Source organism: Peribacillus sp. TH14 (assembly GCF_016651145.1).
Lineage (GTDB): Bacteria > Bacillota > Bacilli > Bacillales > DSM-1321 > Peribacillus > Peribacillus butanolivorans.
Map to the genome: position 1 here is coordinate 446,839 of NZ_JAEKEK010000001.1, position 24,960 is coordinate 471,798.

Consider the following 24,960-nt stretch of genomic DNA (forward strand, 5'->3'; position numbering starts at 1 on the left):
AAAGTCGACCTCTATCTATTACTTACTTTTATAATTAATAGTGATGACATTAAACTGCGTGAGAAAATTATCTGGTAAAAGAAAAGAATAGCCTCATATGTTTACGGCTTTACTTTGAATGAAGATGAAAAGTCATCAACCAGATCTGAAAACCTGTCGGAAAATGAATTAGTATATTTATTTAACACATCCAAGCATTTGGATGTGTCAGTTTGTAGACAAAAGGGGTTCGGAATGTTTTAATTCCGGACCCCTTTTGAAATTCCCTTTGAATTTTGCTCATGATTAAGAGATTGGGCCTCTACGAGCCCACTTTATTAAGCCATTCTTGGACCTTGCCATGTCCAATTGGCTATCTTCTTTAAATTCATGGCAGCGAAAGTAAGCATCGCCTGCATCGACAATTTTTTAAGTCCCCTTAAAGTAGTCCAACGCATACCATGCTTTTCTTTTGCATCTGCGAATACACGCTCTATTGTTTCTTTACGTTTCGCATATATAGGTTTTACATCCTTGTGATGACGCAGATGATCTGCTTCTTCCATATAATTTTGCCAGATATGGCGTGTCACCACTTTTTGATGGTCTTTGCTTACTGTACACTGTGATAAAAATGAGCATGTCGCACAAGTGTGTTTGGGTGATTTGTACTCGCGATAGCCCTCTTTATTTGTTGTTGAGTACTTTAAAATCTCGCCCGATGGGCAGAGATAACAATCAAAATGTTCATCGTAAACATAGTCATGCTTGCGAAAGAACCCTTCTTTTGTTCGTGGACGTGTATAGGGTAAAGCTGGTGTGATTTCTTTCCCAAAAAGGTAGCTTGTAATGGCTGGTGTTTTGTAAGCTGCATCTGCGGCAACAGCTTCAGGTTTTCCAACTTTCTCAATCACTTGTTCAACAAGAGGCTCTAAGATATGACTATCATGCGTATTTCCCGGTGTTACAATCGTCCCCAGCACAAAACCGTTGCGGTCCGCAGCCGCATGAAATGAATAGGCAAACTGTTTTGTTCGTTCATCTTTTACATAGTAGCCACTCTCAGGGTCAGTTGTACTTTCTTTAATTTCTTTGGTTTCTTCTTTATCAAATTTATCCGGTGGAAAAGGCTTCTTTCCATTGTTTTCACGATCTTGATTTATTTCTTCTTGAAGGCGTCCTTGATATGCTCGTGTTTCCTTACGAACGATTTTCTTTTCGAATTTTCGCTTATTCGCACTGGCTTTCACATGTGTTGAATCAACGAATACGTGCTCTGCACTTATTAACTTTCTTTCTGAAGCTGTCATTAAGATACGATAAAAAATCCGTTCAAACAGGTCTGTATCTTTAAAGCGACGCTCATAATTTTTCCCGAACGTTGAGAAGTGAGGTACTTTATCATGGAAACCGTAACCTAAAAACCAACGGTAAGCCATATTCGTTTCAACTTCTTCAATCGTTTTACGCATCGAACGAATACCGAAGGTATATTGAATGAATGTCAATTTAACTAAAATAACTGGATCAATACTTGGGCGCCCTATCTCTGAATACATATCTTTCACCAAGTCATAAATGAAAGTGAAGTCAATGGCTCCCTCAATTTTACGAACCAAATGGTTCGCTGGCACCAGTTGATCCAAAGTAATCATTTCAAGTTGATCTCGCTGAATAGAATTATGTTTCGAAAGCATCGTCATCACCTCAAGTTTTAATACTTCTATATTAAAACAAAAAGGACTGTAGGCAAAAGTGGTTATATCTAATTGTTAAAACAAAGTTGATTGGAACGGAAGGTGCGAGACTCCTGCGGGAAATGCGTGTCCAAGGGAGACCCCACAGGCGCAAAGGCGCCGAGGAGGCTCCCTGACCGCCCGCGGAAAGCGAGTGCCTGGAGTGGAAATCAACGTCGAATTTTTACAACCCCTCAAAAAAACTGTAGACAAACTCGATTTTCATCGAGTTTGTCTACAGTCTGACACATCCAAGCATTTGGATGTGTTTTTTATTTGATCATCCCGAACATACAAAACACCTTACAATACTTCTAAATTTCACCCTTCACTTGATTAAGTTACTATTTAAAGTCATAAAACTCATCTTTAATTTCATCCATTTTACCATTAGGCTATTTCGCTATTGCTGGGAGAATTACTTAAGGTAAAAGCACCCGGGAATACATGTAAAGTGCACTTTTCCAAAGGTGTTGCCTAATGGAAGATTTCTCAGCTGTAACGGTTGAATTCACCCCGATGATTCATCACATTATCCGCTCTCTCTCAATCTATAAAAATAAGGATGATTTTTTTCAAATTGGTTTGATTGCCTTATGGGAGTCATATGAGAAGTTCAATGAAGAAAACGGAAAATTCTCGAACTTTGCTTATACCGTAATAAAAGGCAGGATCATTAACGAGCTAAAGCGTCATCATAAATATGAAACACATACCAGGCCCTTTGATTCCGCTATCCTTGAAGTTAAGGACCGTTTTACAATGCATGAAGAGGCTTTCGTTTTAGAAAATATCTTAATCTATACGGAAACCTTGACACTAAACCAGCAACGGTGGCTACTCCATACATTTATTGGGAATAAAACCACATCCGAAATTGCTGATATGTATCAGGTAACCACTGCAGCCGTTAAATCATGGCGCAAATCCGCCCTCCTTAAATTAAGGAAAAAAACGGATTTTTCTTGGTAAATAGGAAAAGGGGTGGCTCATCATACTGAGCCACCCCTAATATCCATTCCCTTAACTTCTCGCTTCTTCTAAATAAGTATAAATTATTTCACCGTTATGCTGGGCATTTCCTCGAAAATGTTTAAAGTCTTCTCTTTTCACAAGCACTTCACGAAAACCTAAAAAGTCTTCCTTTTTTATCCTGAATTCATTCATTTCACGGTTTGCCAATTTATCAAGTACATCTTTCGCTTCTTGAGCATCCATTCTAATATCCTCCTTAATTTTTAATCGTTTCAATAATAATCAGACAGGAGAAATTCCGTTTCTATTTTAACATAAGCCTAACTCCAAATATAAATCAGATTTTTTTGTTCCTTACTTTACTACATTATTCTTTACGAATCACCCAAAATAGTGCAAACTGTATAGTAAAATATCATAATGTAAATTGATTGGCATTTTAAATACCATCTATTTACATACAGGTTGGCATAGTCATGCGCTTACATAAGATACCAAAATATGCCATATCATTACTACTGCTTTATTCAATTTTTACTTTCTTTAAAAGTTCAACCTACTGCTCTGCCGACCGAAGAGATATCTAATTCTCTTACTTGCACTCCCCAGGTCAAAATCTAAACGGCAAGATGTTCGAATAATCCAATTACTCCATAGTTACTTTTTGATCATTGAAAATGAAATGGGAAAGGATGATTACCATGAAGAAAGCGGAAGTCGGAAATATCATTGAATTTAGAGAAGGCTTACAAGGAATCGTCGAGAAAGTGAACGAGAACTCAGTAATCGTGGACGTCACGTATATGGAAAATTACCGTGATTTAGAACTTGAACAGAAAACGGTCGTCAATCATAAGAACTATAAAATCATAGGGTAATTTAACGTAATCAAACGGAATGGTTTCTTAAACCATTCCGTTTTCACTTTAGTTAATTAATAATTCGTTCAAATCTGTTATTTTTTGTAACTTTTTTTCATTTCATACCGTCTATATATAAAAGTTGATTCGTCACCAGACCTTTGGAAGGCATGAAATCACTTAACACACATTAGAAAACATTCCAGAAAGTTGAGGAAAAAAGATGACTAATTGGACACCTTATTTAGGTGGAGCCACATTGGCTGCATTTCTGCTGACTGGCTGTGGGACAACCACAGATGAGAAGACGGCTGAGCCACAGGAAGATTCAGTGAAGGAAGAGAACAAAGGCGGTGCTTCTAATGGCAATGATAGCAGTTCCGACCATAACAACAAAGTAAGACTAATGGAACAAAATCTGCAATATACAAGTAATGGGGAGGCTAAAGAAGAAACAGCTTTCTTAAAAAATAGCGATAATCAACCATTCAGCCTCTATGTTCTGCAGCAATATAAGTTAAGTGCTGAGGAACCAGGTAAAGATATAGTATTCCTGACTACAGATGACTCCATTTTTATGAGAATTGAATTATTAACGGGTGATGTTAATTGGGATGAAGTCGAAGAAAATGTCCAAACCCAACTTAAAAGTCTTTCAGAAACAATTGAGGATCCAGCACTTGACGTTGATAACGGGTCGGGATTTGAAGTCGTAAAAGGGGATGATGTGATTACATCCATTTTGCTCAAAAGTGAAAAATCCCCTGTCCGCTTAACAATGTTCACTAAGAGGAATCAAGATTACCGAGATGCCTTTCTAGAGATGGCTAAAACGCTGATGAGAAAATAATAATTCATTGACTCCAGACGGAGGGAAAAGCTCATACCTTCTTTTCCCTCCATTTTTCATTTCTCCTTCCCTGCCTTGCTTTTCCAGACCAGCATTAAAAAAAGCAGACTTATGTATCCAAATACCGGATAGATATATCCTAATAGCCTTCCATATCCGTATTCACTGATGATCAAAGCTATTAAAAAAATAATAGCTATGATTAGCATGCTTGGTACTTTAACATAGCTGCTAATTTGCCTTTGTAATCCATAAATATTCCCAATAACCGAAGTGAAGATTTCTCCGTAAATCACCAAAATAAACATCCAATATAACTGCCCAGCTGCAGTTCTCATAATAACCGCCGAGGGAATTTCATAGCTAGTTACATCTGGAAGTGTCATAAGTGAAAAATGCCCAGTTAGTAAGATTATTGTGAGAAAGATACCACCAAGGATGGCCCCATGCTTAATAATCTTTTCGTCGCGGACTTCATTGGCAACCGGAACCAGAACGGCCTGCGCTAAAGCCAGGTTAAAGGCTGTATATGCAAATGGAGAGAAAATCATTTTCAAGGAAATCCCTTCATCAGGAACTTGCGTAAGAAAAGACAAAAAGTCACCATTTCCCAAAGTAGAGAAAAAGAGAATCAAACTAAAACAGATCATGATTGGAACAACAAAAGAATTGACTGTGAAAACGCCGCGCATCCCCATCATCAGAACTAATGATGCCAAGATGATGGTAGACCAGCTTCCCACACTTTTAGGAACGCCAAGTTGTTCCTCGAAAACTGCCCCTGAACCCGAAATCATGACGGCCGTCACACCTAACAGCATGATAAGGAAAAAGATATTGATGATTCCTGCTAACTTCTTACCGAATAAAAATTGATTGAACTCTTCATAAGAAGTAGCTCTTATCCTTGTAGAAATAAGCATGATCTTCGTTCCGGTAAAAATAAAAATATAACCTGCTATTAAAATCCCGATAAAGCCATAAATGCCATAACGGGTAAAAAACTCGACAATCTCTCTTCCAGTTGCAAAACCAGCTCCAACGACTGTACCTACATAAACGGCTGCAATCTGAAAAATCCCTGACCACCTTGACAGCATACTTTCCCCTCCTCTCTACATTTATATGTCAGGTGGAGGCATTTAAGACAAGCCAAGTAATATTCCCTATTGATTTAGGCTCTGTAAAATAATCTTGTTGATATTAAACTCTTTCAAACAATATATAAAGTAGACTTATTTTAGAGCTGCCCCTTTTAAACTTTCTAAGAACATTAACCTTTAACACAGCACTGAGTAAATGAGAAATGAATAGTATCTAATAGACCAAAACAATAGATACAAGTTAGTTCACTTGGCAGGGAACGTAAAAAAACGCTTAAGGAAAAATATCCTCAAGCGTTTTAACACAACGATTAAGTTGTGGCTCATCATGGAATTTATTGTGATACTTATTTCCACTTAAAACTCAGCTCATCACCTTTTATAATGTTTGATCATCGACGGAGGAAAGCCATTCATCGATCACCTTGACAACGGACTGAACTGTCCCATCAGCAAATGGTGACTTCAGATTCGCCGATTCTACGAGACCAAGGAAAGACTTGCTGCCTCCAAGTTGGCACAGATTCAAATAATCTTCCCAAGCCGCCACATCCCCCTCTACTGATCTTTTCCAAAATTGGAAGGCGCAGATTTGAGCCAATGCATAGTCGATATAATAAAATGGAGACTGATAGATATGGCTCTGGCGCTGCCAATATCCTCCATTTTCTAAAAATTCATTTCCTTCATAATCACGGTGAGGCAAATAATCCTTCTCGATTTTACGCCACGCCTGTCTTCTTTCAAGTGGAGAGGCGTCGGGAGTTTCATAGACGAAGTGCTGAAATTCATCCACAGCTACCCCATATGGCAGGAATACAAGTGAGCTACTTAAATGAGAGAACTTATACTTTTCTGTATCTTCTTTAAAAAACAGCTCCATCCATGGCCATGTAAGAAATTCCATGCTCATCGAATGGATCTCACAAGCCTCATATGTAGGCCAGTAATATTCCGGAATATCGTGGTTACGGCTCCGGTATACTTGGAATGCATGACCCGCCTCATGTGTTAAAACATCTATATCTCCGGAGGTCCCATTGAAATTTGAAAAGATAAATGGAGCTTTGTAATCTTCTATGAAGGTACAGTAACCACCACTTTCTTTTCCCTTCTTCGCCACAAGGTCCATCAAATTGTTATCTATCATAAAATTAAAAAACTCATTCGTTTCAGTTGAAAGTTCACGGTACATCGTTTTGCCATTTTCGATGATCCACTCAGCATCACCTTTAGGGATCGCATTCCCCGTTCTAAATTGAAAATTTTCATCAAAATAGCATAGATTCTCCAATCCAAGTCGTTCACGCTGACGTTCCTTCAATCGGGTAACAAGCGGTACCACATCCTCTTTCACCTGCTTACGGAATGCAGCAGCCATCTCCGCATTATAATCAGTCCTTGTCATTCGATTATATCCGAGCTCGACGAAATTTTTATACCCTAGCATAGTCGCAATCTCATGCCGTACTTTCACAAGTTCATCAAATATTCGATCCAATTCTGCCTGTTGTTTTTCAAAGAAGCTGTAATATGCTTCACTTGCATTTTTTCTTAGCTCACGGTCCGCTGACTCCATAAAAGGCTGAAGTTGTGCAAGTGTACGCTCCTCTCCTTCAAATTCAATTTTTGCAGAGGCGATTAACTGTGAATATTCGCTTGATAGTTTATTTTCTTTTTGCAGATGCGGAATAATCTCAGGTGAAAACGTTTTGAGTTGGGCCTCTGCCAAGTCAAATAGTTGTTTCCCCCATTTCATCTCAAGCTCCCGACGAAACTTCGACCGAACAAGCTCAGTATAAAATATGGAAGTCAGCTCCTCCATTTCAGGAGAGAATTCATCTAAATAGTCGTTCTCAGCTTTATAAAATTCATCATTTGTATCAATGGAATGTCGAATATAGACCAAATTTAACATGGTACCTACATAATTTCGAATTTCATTTATTTCTTCCATCGCTTTCACTTGTATGTCTATTTCTTGTGCATCCCTAAACTTCTCCAAAACTTTCGTGAACTTCGATTTGATTTCATCCATTTCAGGACGTCTATATTCATACTCATTAAATTTCATATGTACACTCCTTTTTATACATTTTATCTAAGACATTTGCCTAAATGCCACAATTACCATCAATAGAAGCCGTCTTATACATCCTCCTTTTAATGGTTATCGTGATATAGTTAAATTCGCCACAGTAAAAAGAAAAACCTGCCTATACCTAGAAACAAATACGGATTTCCCTAGCCATGTTTCCCCTTGTATGTGCTAACCAAACCAGGTAAACCCACAGATTTATTTGTGCGAGAAAATCGATAAAACGACCAAAAAAAAACCAGCACCTAATTTATTAATTAAAGGTGCTGGTTTAATAAGCTACTTTTGAGCGGAATAACCAATTTTTTTAAGTAATTCTATCACGGTAGCCTTTTCCTCTTTTGTGAGAACACTCATGATATCATCGATTCTTTTTTCATGCTCAGGAAATACTCCTTCAATAAAGGCCTTTCCCTTATCCGTTATTTTGGCAAAAGTTACACGGCGGTCTTCTTTACATGCTATCCGCTGTAGATATTCCTTTTGTTCGAGCTTATCCACGACATATGTTATACTACCGCTCGCGAGCAGGATTTTTCCACCTATTTGCTGAAGAGGTTGATCACCTTTATGATAAAGCAATTCTAGTACTGCAAACTCTGTTGGATTCAAACCCTCTTCAGCTATATGTTTATTTACAACATCATTAATGGACCGATGAGCTCTCGACATCACAATAAACAGCTTTAAAGACTGTTGGATGTTATTATTCTCCATAACTTCACAACCTTAAAATTTTTAATTAAAATATCTTGAATTAAAAGTTATTATATGACATTACGGCTTCTTTGTCAATTTGACTAATCAGTATGTACTATTGTTTAATCATACAGTTTGATATACTAGAAAAAAAAGCTAAAGTAGTGACAATCATGAAAACTAGGCATAAATTTACCACATATCTGCTTATTGTTATTTTACCATTAATTATTCTATCTATCATTTTTTGGATGTACTTAGAACAATCCATCCATAAAGAGCGACAAGATCAAGCTGAATGGGTTGGATCAGTTTGTCAAGAATACATAGACGAAGTTATCAGTGAAACGAAAGAAAATCTGGAACTGCTAAGTCTTAGCAGTTCTGTTCTATATATGGAGGATAAAAAAACAAAACTCCTTATGAACTGGATTAAAGATACAGATCCGAGGTACGCAGGAGTATATTGGCTAAATCAAGATGGCATTTCTATTTCAGGGACAAATAAGGATTTCCTCCATTACTTTTTAATTGAACAGGATGATATAGACAAGGCAGTTGAAACCCAAAAAGCCGTTGTTGTTGGGAAGAGGGAGCTAAATAACTCGAGTTTTAATTATTTTACCATTTTCGCCCCTATTTTGGATAACGACAAAAAGGTTCAAGGTTTTTTATTGGCACATATTAGGTTGGATTATATAGAAAACGGTTTAAAAATGCTTATCCCTAATCAATCGGTGAAACTAGAAACGAGCAATAAAACTCGCATTCTGGAGATAAATGCCGAAGGAGTTACTGGAAATTCAACATGGGTGAATGTTCCTTTGACTGAAGTAGATTGGACTTTTTCCGTTAAAATGCCCGACCGGCTTAACACCATCAACATGAATGTTTTTTTAATTTTTGTCTTTTTCACATTCTTTATTACTCACATGATATATATAGTTGTGGAGGAACAAATAGTTCGTAGAGAGAAGAAAAAACAAAAGCAATTAAACGAAATGCAGAAAATTGATTTTGTCGGTACACTGGCGGCTAGTACTGCACATGAAATAAAAAATCCCCTCACCGGCATTAAGGGACTAGTCCAATTACTTGTTGAAAAACACCCTGAAGAACAAGACCAGTTTTATTATTCTGTCATCATGAAAGAAATTGAACGAATAAATAGCATTGTCAGCGAGTTTTTAATTTTAGGAAAACCCATAGTACATACTTTATCCTTATACGATATTCGCAGTATTATTGCTGAATTAAGACCAATAATAGAATCCGAAGCACGTTACTTAAATATTGAGCTGGAATGGAACATCGTAAAGGAACCAATCATGGTTTATTGTACAAAGGACCAACTCAAACAAGTCATTCTTAATATTACCAAAAATGGCCTGGAGGCAATGGAACTTGGCAAAAAGCTAACCATACAAATTTACAGAGAAAATGAAAAGGCAAAAATAGAAATCATCGATACTGGGCATGGGCTGAATGAAAAAGACATCAGTAAAGTGTTCGAGCCATTCTACACGTCCAAAAAAGAAGGAACTGGATTAGGTCTTTTCGTGTGCAAGCGAATTATTGAACTTTTTAATGGAACGATCGAGCTTACAAGTAAACCTTTAAAAGGTACAACAGTTATTATTAGTTTACCCATATTAAATGACAACTTGGAGTAATACGATCATTTATGAGTTTATTTCTCATATGTTGGGCAATACGAACACTAACAATTGATTTAAACAAGGGTGTAATACATACAGAGCACACTTGCGAGCGAATGATTGGAATATGTAAGATTCTTATTTTAGAAAGAAGGAAATATACATATGGCAAGTATCACTGCATTTAAACCAGAACCGCAAAAAAAAGATATGACACTGAAGATCATGATTATCATAGGAATATGTCATTTAATGAATGATTCCCTTCAGGCCGTTGTACCGGCCATGTTTCCCATTCTTGAAAAATCAATGTCTCTAACGTATACACAGCTAGGGATGATTGCATTCTGCTTGAATATCGTCTCATCGCTTCTCCAACCTGCTGTTGGCTTTTATACAGATAAAAAGCCACTTCCCTTTGCATTACCTATTGGATTGACCAGCACTTTAATCGGGGTCATCGTTCTCGCACTTGCACCAAACTATACTATAATCCTTGGTGCAGTCATTCTAATGGGCTTTGGGTCAGCCATTTTCCATCCGGAAGGCTCCCGGGTTGCATACATGGCTGGAGGTCCTAGGAGAGGCCTGGCACAATCAATTTATCAGGTTGGTGGGAATAGCGGGCAAGCTCTCGCCCCTCTCATTACTGCCATCGTACTTGTTCCATTTGGTCAAAAAGGTGCACTTTGGTTTGCCTTAGTTGCCTTTACAGCCGTTATGCTATTACTGTATATTGCCAAATGGTATTCTCAAAAGCTGGTGCACTTCAAGCCGAAAAAGGTTGCAGCTAAAGTAATTAATAAAGAGCGCTCCCATAAAGTGGCCAAAGCTCTGGTCTTAATTTTATTCATTATTTTTGCCCGTTCCTGGTATGTCTCTTGTATGACGAACTTTTACAGTTTTTATTTAATCGAGCAGCATTTATTCACGATAAAATCCGCACAGATCTTCCTATTCGCCTTTTTAGCTGCTGGGGCTGTAGGAACGTTTTTCGGCGGACCTCTTGCGGACCGGTTCGGCCGTAAAAACGTGATTTTGTTTTCTTTCGCTGCCAGTACGCCTATAACCGCTCTGTTGCCATTCGTCCCGCCTACAGCCGCCTTTATCCTATTATTGATCGCGGGATTTATTATTATGAGCAGCTTTTCAGTTACCGTAATCTACGCACAGGAACTAGTTCCAGGCAAAGTAGGAACAATGGCTGGCTTGACCGTCGGCCTAGCATTTGGAATGGGCGCCATAGGATCTGTTTCATTGGGGGCAATTGCAGATGTCATCGGAATCGCATCCATGATTAAGCTTGTAGGATTCTTGCCTTTGTTAGGAATCATCAGTTTGTTGCTTCCAACTGATCTCACTCTAAAAAAATGGTATGCCGAAGAATAAAACACATAAAGAATTACAGTACTACCAAATGAGTTTTTCCTGGAACCTATTTTTATCATCTCAATACAATATATTGTTTCACTCAGAAAACACACAAAAGTAACGATAAGTACCATACAAAGGAGAAATTTATGAGTGGAGTTTTATTAGGCAGCATCCTATCTGCTATGTCTACAGGGGCCGGTGCGTTACCCATCTTGTTCATTCAAGGTTCAATCACACATCGCTTTAGAGACACGCTTCTGGCATTTACTGCCGGTATTATGATGGCTGCTTCGTTACTGAGCCTGATTCCCGAGTCTTTAGCCACTGGGGGGTATATTCAGCTTGTTATTGGGGTTTTTCTCGGGGTCATGACATTAACAATTATGGAGAAAAACATTCCACATATCGATCTCGGTCATACGAAGAGTGGCATTCAATTCGACGAAAAGGCTTTGCTTATCATTACAGCCATTACACTGCATAATATCCCGGAAGGTCTTTCTGTTGGGGTCAGTTACGCCTCAGATGCAGCTGATACGGGCAATTTAATTGCTTTTGCTATTGGTCTGCAAAATGCTCCGGAAGGTTTGCTTGTCGCCTTGTTTTTAATCAATCAAAAAATCGGAAAGTTTACGGCGTTCATCATAGCCACATTAACCGGTACCATCGAAATAATCACAGGCCTAATAGGTTTTTATTTAACTTCTTACATTGGTTTTTTAGTTCCATACGGCCTCGCTTTCGCCGCTGGTGCTATGCTTTTCATCGTCTATAAAGAATTAATCCCTGAAAGCCATGGGGATGGAAATGAGCGCACATCCACCTATTCCTTCATTGTCGGCCTATTGTTTATGGTTATATTATTGGAAATTTTATAATTCTCGTGCATTCATGGCTGGCCCTTTAAAATGAGTCAGCCTTTAGTTTTTGCATCTCAGACTAATGATATATTTTTAAAGTTGTCATTTAAGCCAGATACACCTATGAAGCTGCCTTCATACAAGTAACCACCTGTAATTTTCTGTATATTTAGAAAGTGGTTTAGTTATTGAACCCCTCAATCATAAAAGAATACTATGTACCTCTGTTGAGTTAACTTACTCCGACATATAAACCTAACACTCTATTTTCCCAACTAATTGAACTTTTCTAGTTTTTTAACCAAATTGAACTTTTCCTGCAACACAAAGAATGTCCTCAGAGTCTTCCTCTGTTCACTCCTCTGCAAGTTGTCCAAACTAAGAGAAAAATAAATATAAACTATCCCCTTATTTTTAATGATCTTTGTATCAAATCTTTTGAAATCATATAAGCAGACAGCACATCACAACGTTCATCAATCTCTTAAAACAAAGCAGCCCGGCTTCTCTCTCCGCATATATATATTTATATTCCATCCTTGTTCTTATGTTTCCATAGTTCATTACTAACAGGATTGAAAAAAAATATATACACCATATGAGAGTTTACTCCCTTTTATGTTTTTCCATTTCTAATTTACAAAGTCATTTCATTCAGATCCATTTAATATGTAAAATCATCATTAAAGGGCTTCTGTACAATAACAACCATTTCTTCTCGTTTATTTCTCACTTCAACTGACGAATGATGTTGAAGGATTAAATACTCATTTATCAGTTTATCAAGTTGCTCGCTTTGGCGAAGGGTATACTCATGACTCATCCCATACATTTTTGCCAACTCCATCATTTCCCAACGCTTCATTCGAATTTCAGAACAAATTTCCGTAGTACTCCTAGAATTCATAACAACACTCACTACTCCTGCCCTTTTAAAGTTACATTATAATAATGAAGTATTACAAAATATGCCTTATATGTAAATAGATTCGCAAAAAAAGACAAAACTTCTTAAATTGCGATAAAGCCTGACCCTTCAGCGGACATGATATGACGGGAATTTCTTATCATAATCTACTTGTTTTGATTTAGGATCCTAAGTCTTAAATCGTTTTTACATACTGCTAACTCTGGACCTTGAGCCAATATTATTCATATTTAATTTTCACTGTTTTGTTACTTGCTAAAATACCTCGACAGTTTACCACATTAGCAAACTAGAACGAAATTATCAATAAGTAATAAGTTAATAGAGTGCATAAAGAGATTCATTCACTTCAAGGAAAATAGAATTTCATTAACAAAATGGCAAGCAATAACCGTTGGATTTTACATTAAACCTGTAAATCTCAATTAGATTCTAAATTTGAATCCTCCGTTAATTTCAATGAAATTAGCGTTGAGGTATGAAATTCAAAAAAGGAATCCATTGAAGAGGGATTCCTTCTTAACATTCAGACTTACTTATGCTTTCTGAAAAAATAACAAAATAGGGGAAGAAAATTCATCTGCTACTCTTCAAATTGCAAGCAACCTATCTTCATCCTCCTGTTTAACTCGCGAATGGTAAATATATATGAAAGCTAGTCCCCTTCTCAACTTTACTCTCCACTTCGATATAGCCCTTATGTTCCTCAATAATTTTATAGCTAACCATAAGCCCCAGCCCTGTCCCTCTATCCTTTGTCGTATAAAAAGGTTCACCCAACTTTTTCAGCATTTCCGCCGAGATTCCCATCCCTTGATCGATAATTGATATACAAACGTACTTCTCGGAAAATCTTCTCGTCTTAATACGAACAGAACCGCCATCCGGCATGACTTCCAATGCATTTTTAATAATATTAATAAATACTTGTTTTAGCTGATTTGCTTCGCAGAAAACAGTAAACTCTTCTTCTTCAAAGTTCGTCTCAAATTGAATATTTTCCAGTAGAGCTTGAGCGGCAAGCAACTCAAGCGTCTCCTTCAGAATTGTATGGACATCTTGTTTGAAAATTTTAAGTGCTTGAGGCTTTGCCAACACCAAAAATTCAGTGATTATGGTTTCAATCCGCTTAATTTCAGAGGTAATAACATGAAAATATGTAGAGAAATCACCCTTGACACCATCCTCAAGCAATTGGATGAACCCTTTTAAAGCCGTCATTGGATTCCTAATTTCATGGGCAATCCCTGCAGCCAGTTCACCAACAACATTTAAGGTATCTGATTTCCGAATTTGCTCCTGCATTTCAAGATTTTTACTCACATCACGAAAAATGGTTAAATGCACGCTCGAATATAAATTTTCTCTAGTTAAAAATTCAATATGCTTAACTCTTCCATTTTCAAACATTATCGGGATGATAGATGAGTAAACCCCATGTTTGTAGACTTTTTCAATATGAGCGTTCAGATCAGCTGCATTCCCAGGTATTTTTTCAATAAACTCCTTAATAGTTAAAGAAAGAAGTTTATCCTTCGAAATCCCCAAAATTTCCTGTCCCGCCTCATTAATGTCTGTAAACCCTTTATCATTCCATAAAATCAAGCCATCTAATGTTCCCTCAAAAATTTTCCTGAATTTCTTTTCACTATCCCGTAATTCTTTCTCAATCAGCCAGCGCTCGCTGACATTCCGAAAGATTGTCACATTATAACCATCGCCTTCATGTTTTTTTGAAGTTAATTCAAGTAATTTAATTTGATTATTCGGCATTTTATAAATCAGTTCTCCCCTGACCTGGGTGTCTCTTTCAAACGTATCCATCATCTGATTAAAATGTTGATTATTGCTGTAGACATATTTCCAAATATAACTGCCTATCAAGTCTTCCCTACTAGACTCAAATATTTTACAGGCTGAATGATTTACTCGAAAAATGATACCGTCATCATTCCAAAATATTATCGCATCCATTGACTGGTCAAATAATTCTGCAAAAATCCTTTCGCTCGTCTCTAACTTCTTTTCCATTAAATTCGATTCAGTAAGCTTTCGAAACACCGACATATATAATTCATTTCCGACTGTCGAACTAAGTGAAAAAATAAATGGATGTGGCTCATCATGGACTATTATCTCTACCTCTCCTCTGAAGTTCGACTCACTGAAGACTCTTCGAATACTTTCTTCCCAATATGACTTATATTTTTGGGAAATGAGATCCGTCATATTTTTTCCGACAATATCCTTTTTCGGAATGCCCAGGACATGGATAAATGCATGATTCACTTCTATGATTATTCCTGAGCTATCAAAAAGCACGATGCTCTCAATGGCTGTATCAAAAATGTCCAAAAACATCTGCCGTGACATTAATGTTTCCCGGGAGGATGAAACATCCAATGTCACATCCTCCAAACGATAAATTTGCTGTCCTTCGGAAGGCGCTCCAATACGCAAAAATTCAATTTGCTTTAGCGCTCCTGTATGAAGTTGAATCATTTTCTTTTCTCTTTCCTCGCTACTACTTTGTGAGCCGAATTCTTCATGAGTCAAAGGGATGACCTGAAGAAAATCAGTTAATTTCAGTAATTCCAGCTGCTCTCTCGGTGTTTCCAACAGAGTACAAGCTGCCTCATTCACATAAGTGAACCTTAGTTCCTCATCTACCCTAATATAGGGCTCTAACATAGAATTGAAAATTTCGTTATATCTTTCAATCTGTTTATTTAATTTTATAATTTTTTGTTTATATCCCGTTTCATTCTCATAACCTAAATTCATATTTACACCCCTTATTCAAAGACCAATACTTACCCAACCTTATTCGACAACTATCTTAAATCTCCTCGGTATTTTCAAAAATCAGTAAAATCATATCACCATTCAAAATCCAAAATTTTACTTTATTTTAAATTATAGTATGTTGAATCGACTAATACTTAGAGTTAAGCTTAATTTAAGAATGATTTAATAAAATTACTAATATGAGATTTAATTCTATGAATTAAGGGTATATAAATAACAATGCTTTCTAGCTACCTTAAAATTTATTAATGGAGGCAAATATGAAACAACGTGATTTTTTCTTTGATAACGCCAAGTTCATTCTCATGGCCTTTGTCGTCTTTGGACATTTACTAAATACGTATATACACGACAGTGAAACAATTTACGCTCTATATAAAACCATTTATTCCTTTCACATGCCTGCTTTTATCCTTGTTTCAGGGTTTTTTGCAAAAGGTTTTTATCAAAAAGGGTATTTAGCTAAAATTACAAAAAAATTAATTTTACCTTACATTATTTTCCAAATGATATATACCGTTTACTATTATTTCTTATATGAACGTACTGCCATCACAGTAGACTTGCTTGATCCTCAATGGTCGCTTTGGTTCTTGATCAGTTTATTCTGTTGGAACATCATGCTACTTGGTTTTTCAAAGCTAAAGCCTTCAGTAGGCATAGGTTTATCTATTTTAATCGCTTTATTAATTGGGTATATTGACAATATCTCCAATTACCTTAGTCTCTCAAGGACATTCGTTTTTTTCCCGATGTTTTTAATCGGTTACCATTTAAGCAAAGATCATTTAAAAAAGTTATTCACACCCAAAGTTCGTTTGGCTTCACTTGGTGTCATGTTAGTGATTTTTATCGGCTTTTATTTAAATACCGATATAAATTATAAATGGCTGCTCGGTTCGAAACCCTATGCCGAGCTTGAAGATGCGACAATCGTGTCCATGTTTAAGCGACTAGGATTTTATGGATTGAGCGTAATTTCAGTGTTTAGCTTTCTATCCTTCATCCCACGCGGACAATATTTCTTTACCAATTGGGGTAAACAAACTTTATATGTGTATCTGCTGCACGGCTTCTTCATTCGTTTCTTCCGTGAAAGCACGATACAGGACTACTTCAGTAATACAGAGAGTTTTATCATGCTTGCCGGCCTCTCATTCTTGATCACTGTGTTATTGTCAAGCCAAATGATTGCTACAATGGCCCAGCCAATCATCGAATTGAAAGCAACCAAAACAAAACGTTTCATGACTAAAACAAAAGAGTATATTAAACAAGCATTTTGAAATAAAACGGATAAAGCAGTTTCTGCTTTATCCGTTTTTTCAAACATAATTCCATACCAACTTACAAGCCAAAAGCAAAGGCAATAGATTCCCCTTCATTAATAATAACGCATTTTTCAAATGGAGCAGGCTATGGTAAAATTACTCGTTAGTGCTTGTTGGCTTAAAAAGACATGTACACGAAAGGAGCCAGGCGTTTCTTTTACGCCCTTTAACATGAATATAATAATCAGTACTCTTAACGCAAAATACATCCATACATCGCTATCCATCCGATATTTAAAAGCTTATGCTCAGCCAGATTATGATGTACAGCTGGCAGAATATACGATAAAAGACCCGATTATGAACATCGTTGGCGACCTTTATTCCAAAAAACCTGATGTCATCGGGTTCAGTTGCTATATTTGGAACATCGAGGAAACAATGAAAGTCGTGGCAATGCTGAAAAAAATCAATCCTGAATTGGTTATCATTCTCGGCGGACCTGAAGTCACATATGATGTTGGTGAATGGCTTGACCAGATTCCCGGAGCTGATTTTATCGTAATTGGCGAGGGGGAAGTTACTTTTAAAGCTCTTTTATCTGAAATTGAAGGTGCTAACGATTATAAAAAAGTTGGTGGGATTGCCTATCGACAGGATGGAAAAAAAGTTATTCAGCCACAGAATGGCAAGGTGGATTTGAAATCCCTCCCTACCCCTTATCGATTGGAAGAAGACCGCGACGAGCTATCCAAACGTGTCACCTATATCGAAACAAGCCGTGGTTGTCCGTTTAGCTGTCAATTTTGTCTTTCATCGATCGAAGTAGGTGTCCGGTATTTTGATCGGGAAAAGATCAAAAAAGATATTAGGTACCTTATGGAAAATGGTGCAAAAACTATTAAGTTCGTTGACCGTACCTTCAATATCAGCCGGAGCTACGCCATGGATATGTTTCAATTTTTAATTGACGAACATCATCCTGGAGTGGTTTTCCAATTCGAAATCACAGCGGACATCATGCGTCCGGAAGTTATCCAATTTTTGAATGATCATGCACCAGCAGGGCTATTCCGATTTGAAATCGGCGTACAATCGACGAATGATCATACAAATGATTTGGTCATGAGAAGACAAAATTTCGAAAAACTAACACGGACAGTCACCATGGTCAAAGACGGTCAAAAAATTGATCAGCATCTTGACTTGATTGCTGGTTTGCCTGAGGAAGACTATCTTTCATTCAGGAAGACCTTCAATGATGTTTTCGAACTAAGGCCCGAAGAAATGCAGCTTGGTTTCTTAAAAATGCTGCGTGGTACAGGCCTACGGATACGTGCCAATGATCACGACTATATTTACAGTGATCATGCTCCTTATGAAATTCTTGGGAATAATGTTTTGTCCTTTGACGACATTGTCCGTATTAAACAAGTTGAAGATGTGCTTGAAAAATACTGGAACGATCACAGAATGGATCATACGACAGAGTTTCTGGTTGAATCGGTGTTTAATTCACCATTCGACTTTTTCCAAGAATTTGGTACCTTCTGGGATGAACAAGGCTGGTCACGAATCGGACATCAACTTGAAGACTTGTTCCGTCGATTACAGCAGTTTTTATCTTCCAGAGAATCAGCTGATTTAAAAACCATTATCGGACTCATGAAATTGGATTATTTCATGAATCAAAAATACAAACCACGTAAACCATGGTGGGATGCTTCTCTTGATAAACAAGGGCGCAAAGAGATTTATGAAGAAATTTTAAATAAACCTGAACATCTTGGATCTTCTTTCATTGCCTTGGGACTAAATGAAAAAGAAATTCACAAACACACATTACTTGAAGAACTTCCCTTTGATTTAGAAACATATTTAGCAGATGGAACCATTGTTAATAAACCATCGATTATGCTTGCTTATTTTGATCCGAGCGGAAAAGGCTCATCCATTTTTTCTCTTTCAAAATCTGATAGCATCATTTTATAAGAATAAAGGACGGATCCCAAAAAGGGTCCGTCCTTTATTCTCTATTTATTTTCACGTTTTTTATTTTCTGTAGACAATATTTCATAGATCTTGGATGCATTCATATCACCACTGAATTCCATTCCGAATTCCGTTCGTACTATTTCTTCTACCCGTTTTTCTTGAGAGTTGCGTTTGTTTTTATCCATTAACTTCTACCTTTTCTGCCTTGCTTTGAATTACGGTTGGCACCTTTCATGGCGTTTTCTTCAACTGCGAATTCATTTGAATATTCCTCTACTGCTTGGTTTTTCTTTGGCGTCGTACTTGCTTTGATTGCTCCATCTACATTGGCTTTCCGTTTCATGTTCATTCCACCTTTTTTAAAAAGTTTTACTTTTTAGAATGGGGTAATTCCGCTAAAAATTATTCAGGGATAATATATGGGTAGTCGAGTAAAATAACCCTAAAACGAAAGGGAGATACTTTATGAAAAGGAAATTGGATAATCCAATAATGGATGATACCCAACCTCACCAAATTAACGCACCGAGCTTTAAAGGTACCGGGATAAAACCGCAAGCTCCTTTTGTTAATGATTATGGAGTCGTCATTGGGGACAGCAAATATGCATCAGAAAACTCACCACTCGAAAATTGGAGCGAAGATACAGACCCAGAAATCATGGCTGGAGACGAATGGATACACCCAACTAATGATATTGGATGGAACTCAACTGAAAACCGCGAACTGTTAGAGGCAAAAAGAGCCCCACAAGCCCCTTTCATGCATCCTGATAAAGATGTGAGTATTAAAACGGATTAAATGACTCACAAGTCATATAGCCAAAATTCACTAGTAATACCCACATAAAATAAGGGTGTCCCCGGTAAGTCCGGTACACCCTCCTTCCTTATTTAACCTGCAAAATCAACTTTCCTTTTGTTTGGCGGGAGCTCATTTCTTCATGTACATCAGCAGCCTGTTCAAACGGATAAATACCTCCGATAGTCAGCGTTAGCTTACCAGACGCTACGTAAGAAAAGAGCTCTTTGATGCTTGGTAGCAGCAAATCTGGTTTTTTCATAATCTGCGGCAGGAAAAAACCTACCACAGATTGATTACGGCGCATTAAAACCTGTGGGTTCATCGTATATGCCTCACGGCTAGCATTACCAAAAACAACAAGTCGGCCAAATGGAGCCAAGCATTTCAGTGTTTTATTGAATATGTCTCCACCAACCATTTCCAGTGCGACGTCGACACCCTTTCCTCCAGTGGCCTCACGCACTTCCTGCTCCCAACCTTCTTTGGTGTAATTGATGAGAATATCGGCCCCCAGCTTTTTAGCTAGCGCCAGCTTTTCCTCAGTACTTGCGGTGGCAATTATTTTTCCAGCCCCGAAGATTTTGGCAAGCTGGACCGCAATCGTTCCAACGCCTCCTGCAGCTGCATGGACAAGTACCGTTTCACCCTGTTGCAGGCGTCCCATCGTTTTTATAATGTGATAGGCACTTAACCCTTGTAGCGGTAAGGCAACAGCCTCATGGAACTGAATCACATCAGGAAGAGGAATTGCAGAGAATTCATCCGATAAGGCATATTCGGCATATCCTCCCGCTTCAATCAGACTCACGACCCTTGTCCCCGGTTTGATTTTGGTTACTTCTTCACCAACCTCCACCACCACTCCAGCTATTTCCGCACCTGGTATGAAAGGTAGTGGTGTAGGAACCACGTATTGCCCTTCCCTTCTTGCTGTATCGGCATAATTAACGCCGACACAGTCAATTTCAATCAGCACTTCATGTCCAGTTGGCACCGGCTTTTCTTTATCAGTCATTTTCAGTACTTCCGGTCCACCGTATTCTTCAAATTGAATGGCTTTCATCACTGTTCCCCCTTGTTAGTTTCCAGTAAATTCAGGTTTACGTTTTTCTTTGAATGCCGCAACTCCTTCTAGATGATCTTCTGTAGACGCCATCAAGGTTTGGGTAATTCGTTCCTGTTCGAGCATTTCATCTAGTGTGGCCGTAAATGAATGACTAACGAGTTTTTTCATCATTCCAAATGCCTTTGTCGGTCCATTGGCAAGGTTGTCAGCAAGTTTCAACGTTTCTTCTTCTAGTTGATTTAGTGGAAATAAATAATTAATGACACCTAACTGATATAAGCGCTCGGCCGAAATCGGTTCAGCCGAAAAGAACAGCTGCTTTGCAAGATGAGGACCTACTAATTTTGGTAAAAAGTACGAACCTCCTCCGTCTGAAATCAAGCCCACCTGTGAAAAACTCATTGCAAATTGACTATCATCGGAAGCCACAATTAAATCGCATGCGAGTGCCAAATTGAAACCAGCTCCTGCCGCAAATCCATGAACTGCAGCAATAATAGGAACCTCAGAAGAATCCATCGCCAAAATGCAATCATTCATTTTACCAACATGATCATACAATTGTCCTGCCGAGGCTTGACCCATCGACTTAACGTCTCCTCCTGCAGTAAAAGAACGTCCAGCCCCTTTGATGACAACGGCCCTTATATGAGGCTTGTGCTTAACATCGGTAATCGTTTTCGTTAAGTTTGAGATCATATCTGGGCTAAAGGCATTCAAGCTTTCAGGACGATTCAAAGTCACGATTAATACATTATTATTTACTTCTGTTAATAAGTGTTCTTTTAACATTTACCCATCCCCTTTTCTACTTAATCAACCAGCCGCCGTCAACCAAAATATCGGTTCCTGTCATATAGGAAGCTTCCGGCGAAGCAGCAAACGTAATGACATTACTAATTTCCTCCGCTTTACCTACTCTTTCCAGGGCCGTGTTCCGTTGAATGGACTTTACGAATTTTTCATTCTGCAGACCATCCTCTGTTAAGGGTGTTTCAATAAACCCAGGTGAAACGGAATTGACACGTATGCCAACTCCAGCTAATTCCAGTGCTAGAGATTTAGTCAAACTGATTACTCCTGCTTTAGCGGAGCTGTAATGTGGGATAAATGCTCCAGCTTGATGTCCTGAGAGTGAAGCAACATTCACGATTGCCCGGTTTACGGAGTCACCATTCCCATTTCTAGCACCTTCTTCCATCACTTTTCCTAAGTACTTCGAAACAAGAAAGACACTTTTTAAATTGACATCTTGAATCATATCCCAATCATCTGTAGAGGTATCCAGAAGCTTCGAGGATTTCGATCCACCTGCGTTGTTGATTAAAATATGAAGATCCCGATATTGTTCTTTTACATACAGCGCCAACTCTTTTATATCTTCCTCTTCCGTCACATCTGCAGGAAAAATATCGGCCACGGGAATTGTGTGCCGGGCATTGATTTCAGCAGCTACTCCCTTCAGCTTTCCTTTCGTCCGGCCCACTAATAAAACCTTTGCTCCTTCGTCCGATAAGCGCATTGCTGTAGCCTTTCCAATTCCAGATCCTGCACCTGTTACCACCGCTATTGACTGTAAAAACCTCATTCCTTCACCTCTTCAACTGGATTTGATAACATGTTATTACGTTTCCTGCCTTTTCAATTCAGCTTCGATTCTCCCATCTATCAACTCAGGAACAAGATTTATCGAACCTTTTTGAGAAGCCAATTTCAAATCATCAATCAAGTCATGTTTATCAAACAGCTGCCCGACATGTGATGATTGCAGAATATCAAAAGTATTGTCGGTATTCGTCTGATAAAAAGTGCAAGCAGCAATTGCTGCATCATTCAGACTGAACGTTCCATGTGCTCCAGTAATCAAGCACTCTATCAAATGACCTGCTCCGTAAAAGTCTTCCAAACTAAATTCACCCGAATTCCCCGAACAAACGATAATTATCGTTTCGGTCTGATGATCTTTTTTTATTTTTTCAGCAACAGAGGGATTATTTAACAAGGACGCTATATACACCTTTTTGGCTGCAGCAGAGTTTCTCAGTGCAACCGTCCCATTAGTCGTAGATAATACAAGCGTTTTATTGAGAACTAATTTACTCAAAAGCGTCGGACTCGGATACATGAATCCATCAACCGGCTTAGCCTTAAGTTCTCCTGCCAATAAATAATCCTCATGATCCAATTCCTTGCTTCTCAATAGGGCGTCTACAGGGTTAAGGACAGGAATTACTTGTCGGGCTCCATTATGAAGAGATGAAATGATAGTTGTAGTCGCTAATAAAACATCCAGGATGATGGCCACTTTCTCTCCTTCTAAAAGCTTTTCCCTATCTATCTCTTCTTTTTTTAATAGCAAATGTATGTTTTGTATATGTCCCATATTCTCAAGCTTCCTTCGCCGCAACATGGGCTGCATGGGTGATTAAGCTTTTGACCGTTATTCCAAGTTTAGAAAAGCGGAGATCATTGGTCTGTCCTTTTTTATAACGGTAATAGATTTGCTGAAGGATGACAGCTAACTTAAAGTATCCAAAGGTTAAATAAAAATCGATGTTGGAAACATTCCTGCCACTTCTCACTGCATAGGCTTCAATAAATTCTTGTCGGGTCAGAAAACCATCCAAGGTTGTAACTGACGCTTGTCCCAAACCGAATTTAATCAATTCTGGGTCGCTGCTTTCAGTCCAATAGCTCAAAGCAACTCCTAAATCTGCCAGCGGATCGCCAACGGTGGACATTTCCCAATCAAATAATCCTACCATTTCGCTTAGGTTTTGGTTAAACATTGCATTATTAATCTTGTAGTCATAATGGATAATGGAAGTTTGGCTATACTGTGGTATATTCTTTTGCAAATAATCGATAAGTGGCCCTACTTCTTCGATTTCATCTGTCTTTGCCCGCTCATATCGGGAAATCCAACCGTGTACTTGTCGCTCGATAAACCCTTCAGGCTTGGAGATTTCCGCTAATCCCGTCTTCTCATATGGAATTGAATGGAGGTCAGCAAGCTGATTAACCATGACATAAGAAAGCTGACGACACCTCTCTGAAGTCGGTTCGACTCCTTCGGGAAACTTAGAATCTATTACAACTCCATGTTTTCTTTCCATTAGAAAAAAGGGAGATCCGACGATTGAATCATCATCCGAAAACAGTATAGGTTCAGGAGCTGCTTGAAAATACGGGTTGATTGATGAAAGAATATGGTGTTCCCGTTTCATATCATGTGCCTTTGGAGCAACAGGACCAAGCGGCGGTCTCCTTAATACAGCTTCCCACTCTCCCATCTTCAACTGATAGGTCAAATTGGAATACCCTGTAGAAAACTGTTGCAGTTCTAACGGTTCATTTGGTAGGTCCAAAACATTTTTTCTCAGAAAATCTTCTAATGTACTTAAATTCAGTTCCTCACCGGAACGAACAGGAATCGTATCATCAACCAATTTCCTTCACTCCTTTACACTTTAGTGAATCTAGGTATGAACAAGATGTGAGATAAGCGTATCTTTTATCATTACAGGAATAGGTTCACTTTTCTGTTCAGTAAAATTGAAACAAACTAAGACCGCACTCCCCTTTGCAATGGCCTCTCCAGTTTGTGAACAATAGATGTCATGGACCATTTCACAGCTTTTCGTGCCTACCTTTGTCAAATATGTCCGAATAGTTAAAAGCTGGTTAAAGTACCCCTGAGAAATAAAATCGCATTTTGTGGAAGCAAGCAAAAAATTCCACTCTTCGACATTTGTCGCTAATCCCAACGCTTCAAAAAATTTCATGCGGGCTTCTTCGAGGTAAATAAAATAACTTGTGTTATTGATATGGCCCAAGGCATCCGTTTCTGAAAAGCGGACGTTAACTTTTAATTCATGCATTATGTCCCTCCTTGT

At 38.1% G+C, this 24,960-nt stretch carries 24 protein-coding genes; 9 read left to right on the forward strand and 15 right to left on the reverse strand.

The annotated features are described in order from the left end of the window. Positions 1-317: 317 nt before the first annotated feature. Entirely contained in the window at positions 318-1,676 is a 1,359-nt protein-coding gene (locus JFU50_RS02325) for an IS1182 family transposase (protein ID WP_201180978.1), read from the reverse strand. Between the two features lie 519 nt (positions 1,677-2,195). On the opposite strand from JFU50_RS02325, the gene JFU50_RS02330 reads away from it, so the two are divergent. Continuing rightward, entirely contained in the window at positions 2,196-2,687 is a 492-nt protein-coding gene (locus JFU50_RS02330) for a sigma-70 family RNA polymerase sigma factor (RefSeq protein WP_201221533.1), read from the forward strand. Positions 2,688-2,738: 51 nt separating this feature from the next. Here the strand turns inward: JFU50_RS02330 and JFU50_RS02335 are convergent, their stop codons facing one another. Further along, positions 2,739-2,933, reverse strand: coding sequence for a hypothetical protein (locus JFU50_RS02335; RefSeq protein WP_201221535.1), 195 nt, complete (start codon positions 2,931-2,933; stop codon positions 2,739-2,741). A gap of 458 nt (positions 2,934-3,391) precedes the next feature. Between JFU50_RS02335 and JFU50_RS02340 the strand changes: the two genes are divergently transcribed. After that, a complete protein-coding gene (locus tag JFU50_RS02340; protein WP_082527747.1) occupies positions 3,392-3,568 on the forward strand; it encodes a YkvS family protein in 177 nt (58 codons plus the stop codon). 205 nt (positions 3,569-3,773) lie between these two features. Continuing rightward, on the forward strand, positions 3,774-4,400 hold the full coding sequence (locus JFU50_RS02345; protein ID WP_201221537.1) for a hypothetical protein: 627 nt from the start codon (positions 3,774-3,776) through the stop codon (positions 4,398-4,400). 56 nt (positions 4,401-4,456) lie between these two features. Here JFU50_RS02345 and JFU50_RS02350 read toward each other — a convergent pair whose 3' ends face one another. From JFU50_RS02350 to JFU50_RS02360, 3 genes are all read right to left on the reverse strand, one after another. Beyond that, positions 4,457-5,500, reverse strand: a complete 1,044-nt coding sequence (locus JFU50_RS02350) for a YkvI family membrane protein (RefSeq protein ID WP_057213407.1) — start codon at positions 5,498-5,500, stop codon at positions 4,457-4,459. 382 nt (positions 5,501-5,882) lie between these two features. After that, on the reverse strand, positions 5,883-7,577 hold the full coding sequence (locus JFU50_RS02355; protein WP_201221539.1) for a M3 family oligoendopeptidase: 1,695 nt from the start codon (positions 7,575-7,577) through the stop codon (positions 5,883-5,885). A 303-nt stretch (positions 7,578-7,880) separates the two neighbouring features. Beyond that, positions 7,881-8,318, reverse strand: a complete 438-nt coding sequence (locus JFU50_RS02360; protein ID WP_053345129.1) for a MarR family winged helix-turn-helix transcriptional regulator — start codon at positions 8,316-8,318, stop codon at positions 7,881-7,883. Between the two features lie 155 nt (positions 8,319-8,473). On the opposite strand from JFU50_RS02360, the gene JFU50_RS02365 reads away from it, so the two are divergent. The 3 genes from JFU50_RS02365 (at position 8,474) to JFU50_RS02375 (ending at position 12,210) form a co-directional block, all read left to right on the forward strand. Then, positions 8,474-9,973, forward strand: a complete 1,500-nt coding sequence (locus tag JFU50_RS02365; protein ID WP_201181644.1) for an ATP-binding protein — start codon at positions 8,474-8,476, stop codon at positions 9,971-9,973. Positions 9,974-10,123: 150 nt separating this feature from the next. After that, entirely contained in the window at positions 10,124-11,347 is a 1,224-nt protein-coding gene (locus tag JFU50_RS02370; RefSeq protein ID WP_201181646.1) for an MFS transporter, read from the forward strand. Between the two features lie 131 nt (positions 11,348-11,478). Then, the gene (locus JFU50_RS02375; RefSeq protein WP_201181648.1) at positions 11,479-12,210 is read left to right on the forward strand and encodes a ZIP family metal transporter; all 732 of its coding nucleotides are present in this window, start codon (positions 11,479-11,481) and stop codon (positions 12,208-12,210) included. A gap of 646 nt (positions 12,211-12,856) precedes the next feature. Here the strand turns inward: JFU50_RS02375 and JFU50_RS02380 are convergent. Both JFU50_RS02380 and JFU50_RS02385 read right to left on the reverse strand, forming a co-directional pair. Next, positions 12,857-13,099 carry an aspartyl-phosphate phosphatase Spo0E family protein gene (locus tag JFU50_RS02380; protein WP_201181650.1) on the reverse strand — a complete coding sequence of 81 codons (243 nt, stop codon included), beginning with the start codon at positions 13,097-13,099 and terminating at the stop codon, positions 12,857-12,859. Positions 13,100-13,744: 645 nt separating this feature from the next. Continuing rightward, positions 13,745-15,904, reverse strand: a complete 2,160-nt coding sequence (locus JFU50_RS02385; protein ID WP_201221541.1) for a PAS domain S-box protein — start codon at positions 15,902-15,904, stop codon at positions 13,745-13,747. A gap of 284 nt (positions 15,905-16,188) precedes the next feature. On the opposite strand from JFU50_RS02385, the gene JFU50_RS02390 reads away from it, so the two are divergent. Then, the gene (locus JFU50_RS02390) at positions 16,189-17,214 is read left to right on the forward strand and encodes an acyltransferase family protein (RefSeq protein WP_201221543.1); all 1,026 of its coding nucleotides are present in this window, start codon (positions 16,189-16,191) and stop codon (positions 17,212-17,214) included. A gap of 216 nt (positions 17,215-17,430) precedes the next feature. Then, positions 17,431-19,191: a B12-binding domain-containing radical SAM protein gene (locus JFU50_RS02395; protein WP_201221545.1), complete on the forward strand. Its 1,761-nt coding sequence runs from the start codon at positions 17,431-17,433 to the stop codon at positions 19,189-19,191. Between the two features lie 41 nt (positions 19,192-19,232). Here JFU50_RS02395 and JFU50_RS02400 read toward each other — a convergent pair whose 3' ends face one another. Continuing rightward, entirely contained in the window at positions 19,233-19,379 is a 147-nt protein-coding gene (locus JFU50_RS02400; protein ID WP_169787512.1) for a hypothetical protein, read from the reverse strand. After that, entirely contained in the window at positions 19,379-19,537 is a 159-nt protein-coding gene (locus tag JFU50_RS02405; RefSeq protein ID WP_056530653.1) for a hypothetical protein, read from the reverse strand. Before JFU50_RS02405 ends, JFU50_RS02400 begins: the two co-directional genes overlap by 1 nt. Before the next feature lie 122 nt (positions 19,538-19,659). Here JFU50_RS02405 and JFU50_RS02410 point away from each other — a divergent pair, with 122 nt between their 5' ends. Further along, positions 19,660-19,995 carry a DUF3905 domain-containing protein gene (locus JFU50_RS02410; RefSeq protein ID WP_201221547.1) on the forward strand — a complete coding sequence of 112 codons (336 nt, stop codon included), beginning with the start codon at positions 19,660-19,662 and terminating at the stop codon, positions 19,993-19,995. Positions 19,996-20,083: 88 nt separating this feature from the next. On the opposite strand, the gene JFU50_RS02415 is transcribed toward JFU50_RS02410, so the two are convergent. The 6 genes from JFU50_RS02415 to JFU50_RS02440 are packed head-to-tail and all read right to left on the reverse strand — an operon-like array spanning position 20,084 to position 24,945. After that, complete coding sequence (locus JFU50_RS02415; RefSeq protein WP_201221549.1) at positions 20,084-21,061, reverse strand: quinone oxidoreductase family protein; 978 nt, start codon at positions 21,059-21,061, stop codon at positions 20,084-20,086. A 15-nt stretch (positions 21,062-21,076) separates the two neighbouring features. Beyond that, a complete protein-coding gene (locus tag JFU50_RS02420) occupies positions 21,077-21,856 on the reverse strand; it encodes an enoyl-CoA hydratase/isomerase family protein (RefSeq protein WP_201181663.1) in 780 nt (259 codons plus the stop codon). A 16-nt stretch (positions 21,857-21,872) separates the two neighbouring features. Next, on the reverse strand, positions 21,873-22,652 hold the full coding sequence (locus tag JFU50_RS02425; protein ID WP_053345118.1) for an SDR family NAD(P)-dependent oxidoreductase: 780 nt from the start codon (positions 22,650-22,652) through the stop codon (positions 21,873-21,875). A gap of 36 nt (positions 22,653-22,688) precedes the next feature. After that, on the reverse strand, positions 22,689-23,447 hold the full coding sequence (locus JFU50_RS02430) for a 2-phosphosulfolactate phosphatase (protein ID WP_207196294.1): 759 nt from the start codon (positions 23,445-23,447) through the stop codon (positions 22,689-22,691). Between the two features lie 4 nt (positions 23,448-23,451). After that, positions 23,452-24,513, reverse strand: a complete 1,062-nt coding sequence (locus JFU50_RS02435; protein WP_201221551.1) for a phosphotransferase family protein — start codon at positions 24,511-24,513, stop codon at positions 23,452-23,454. Between the two features lie 30 nt (positions 24,514-24,543). Continuing rightward, positions 24,544-24,945, reverse strand: coding sequence for an acyl-CoA thioesterase (locus JFU50_RS02440; RefSeq protein WP_201181666.1), 402 nt, complete (start codon positions 24,943-24,945; stop codon positions 24,544-24,546). Positions 24,946-24,960: the final 15 nt, after the last annotated feature.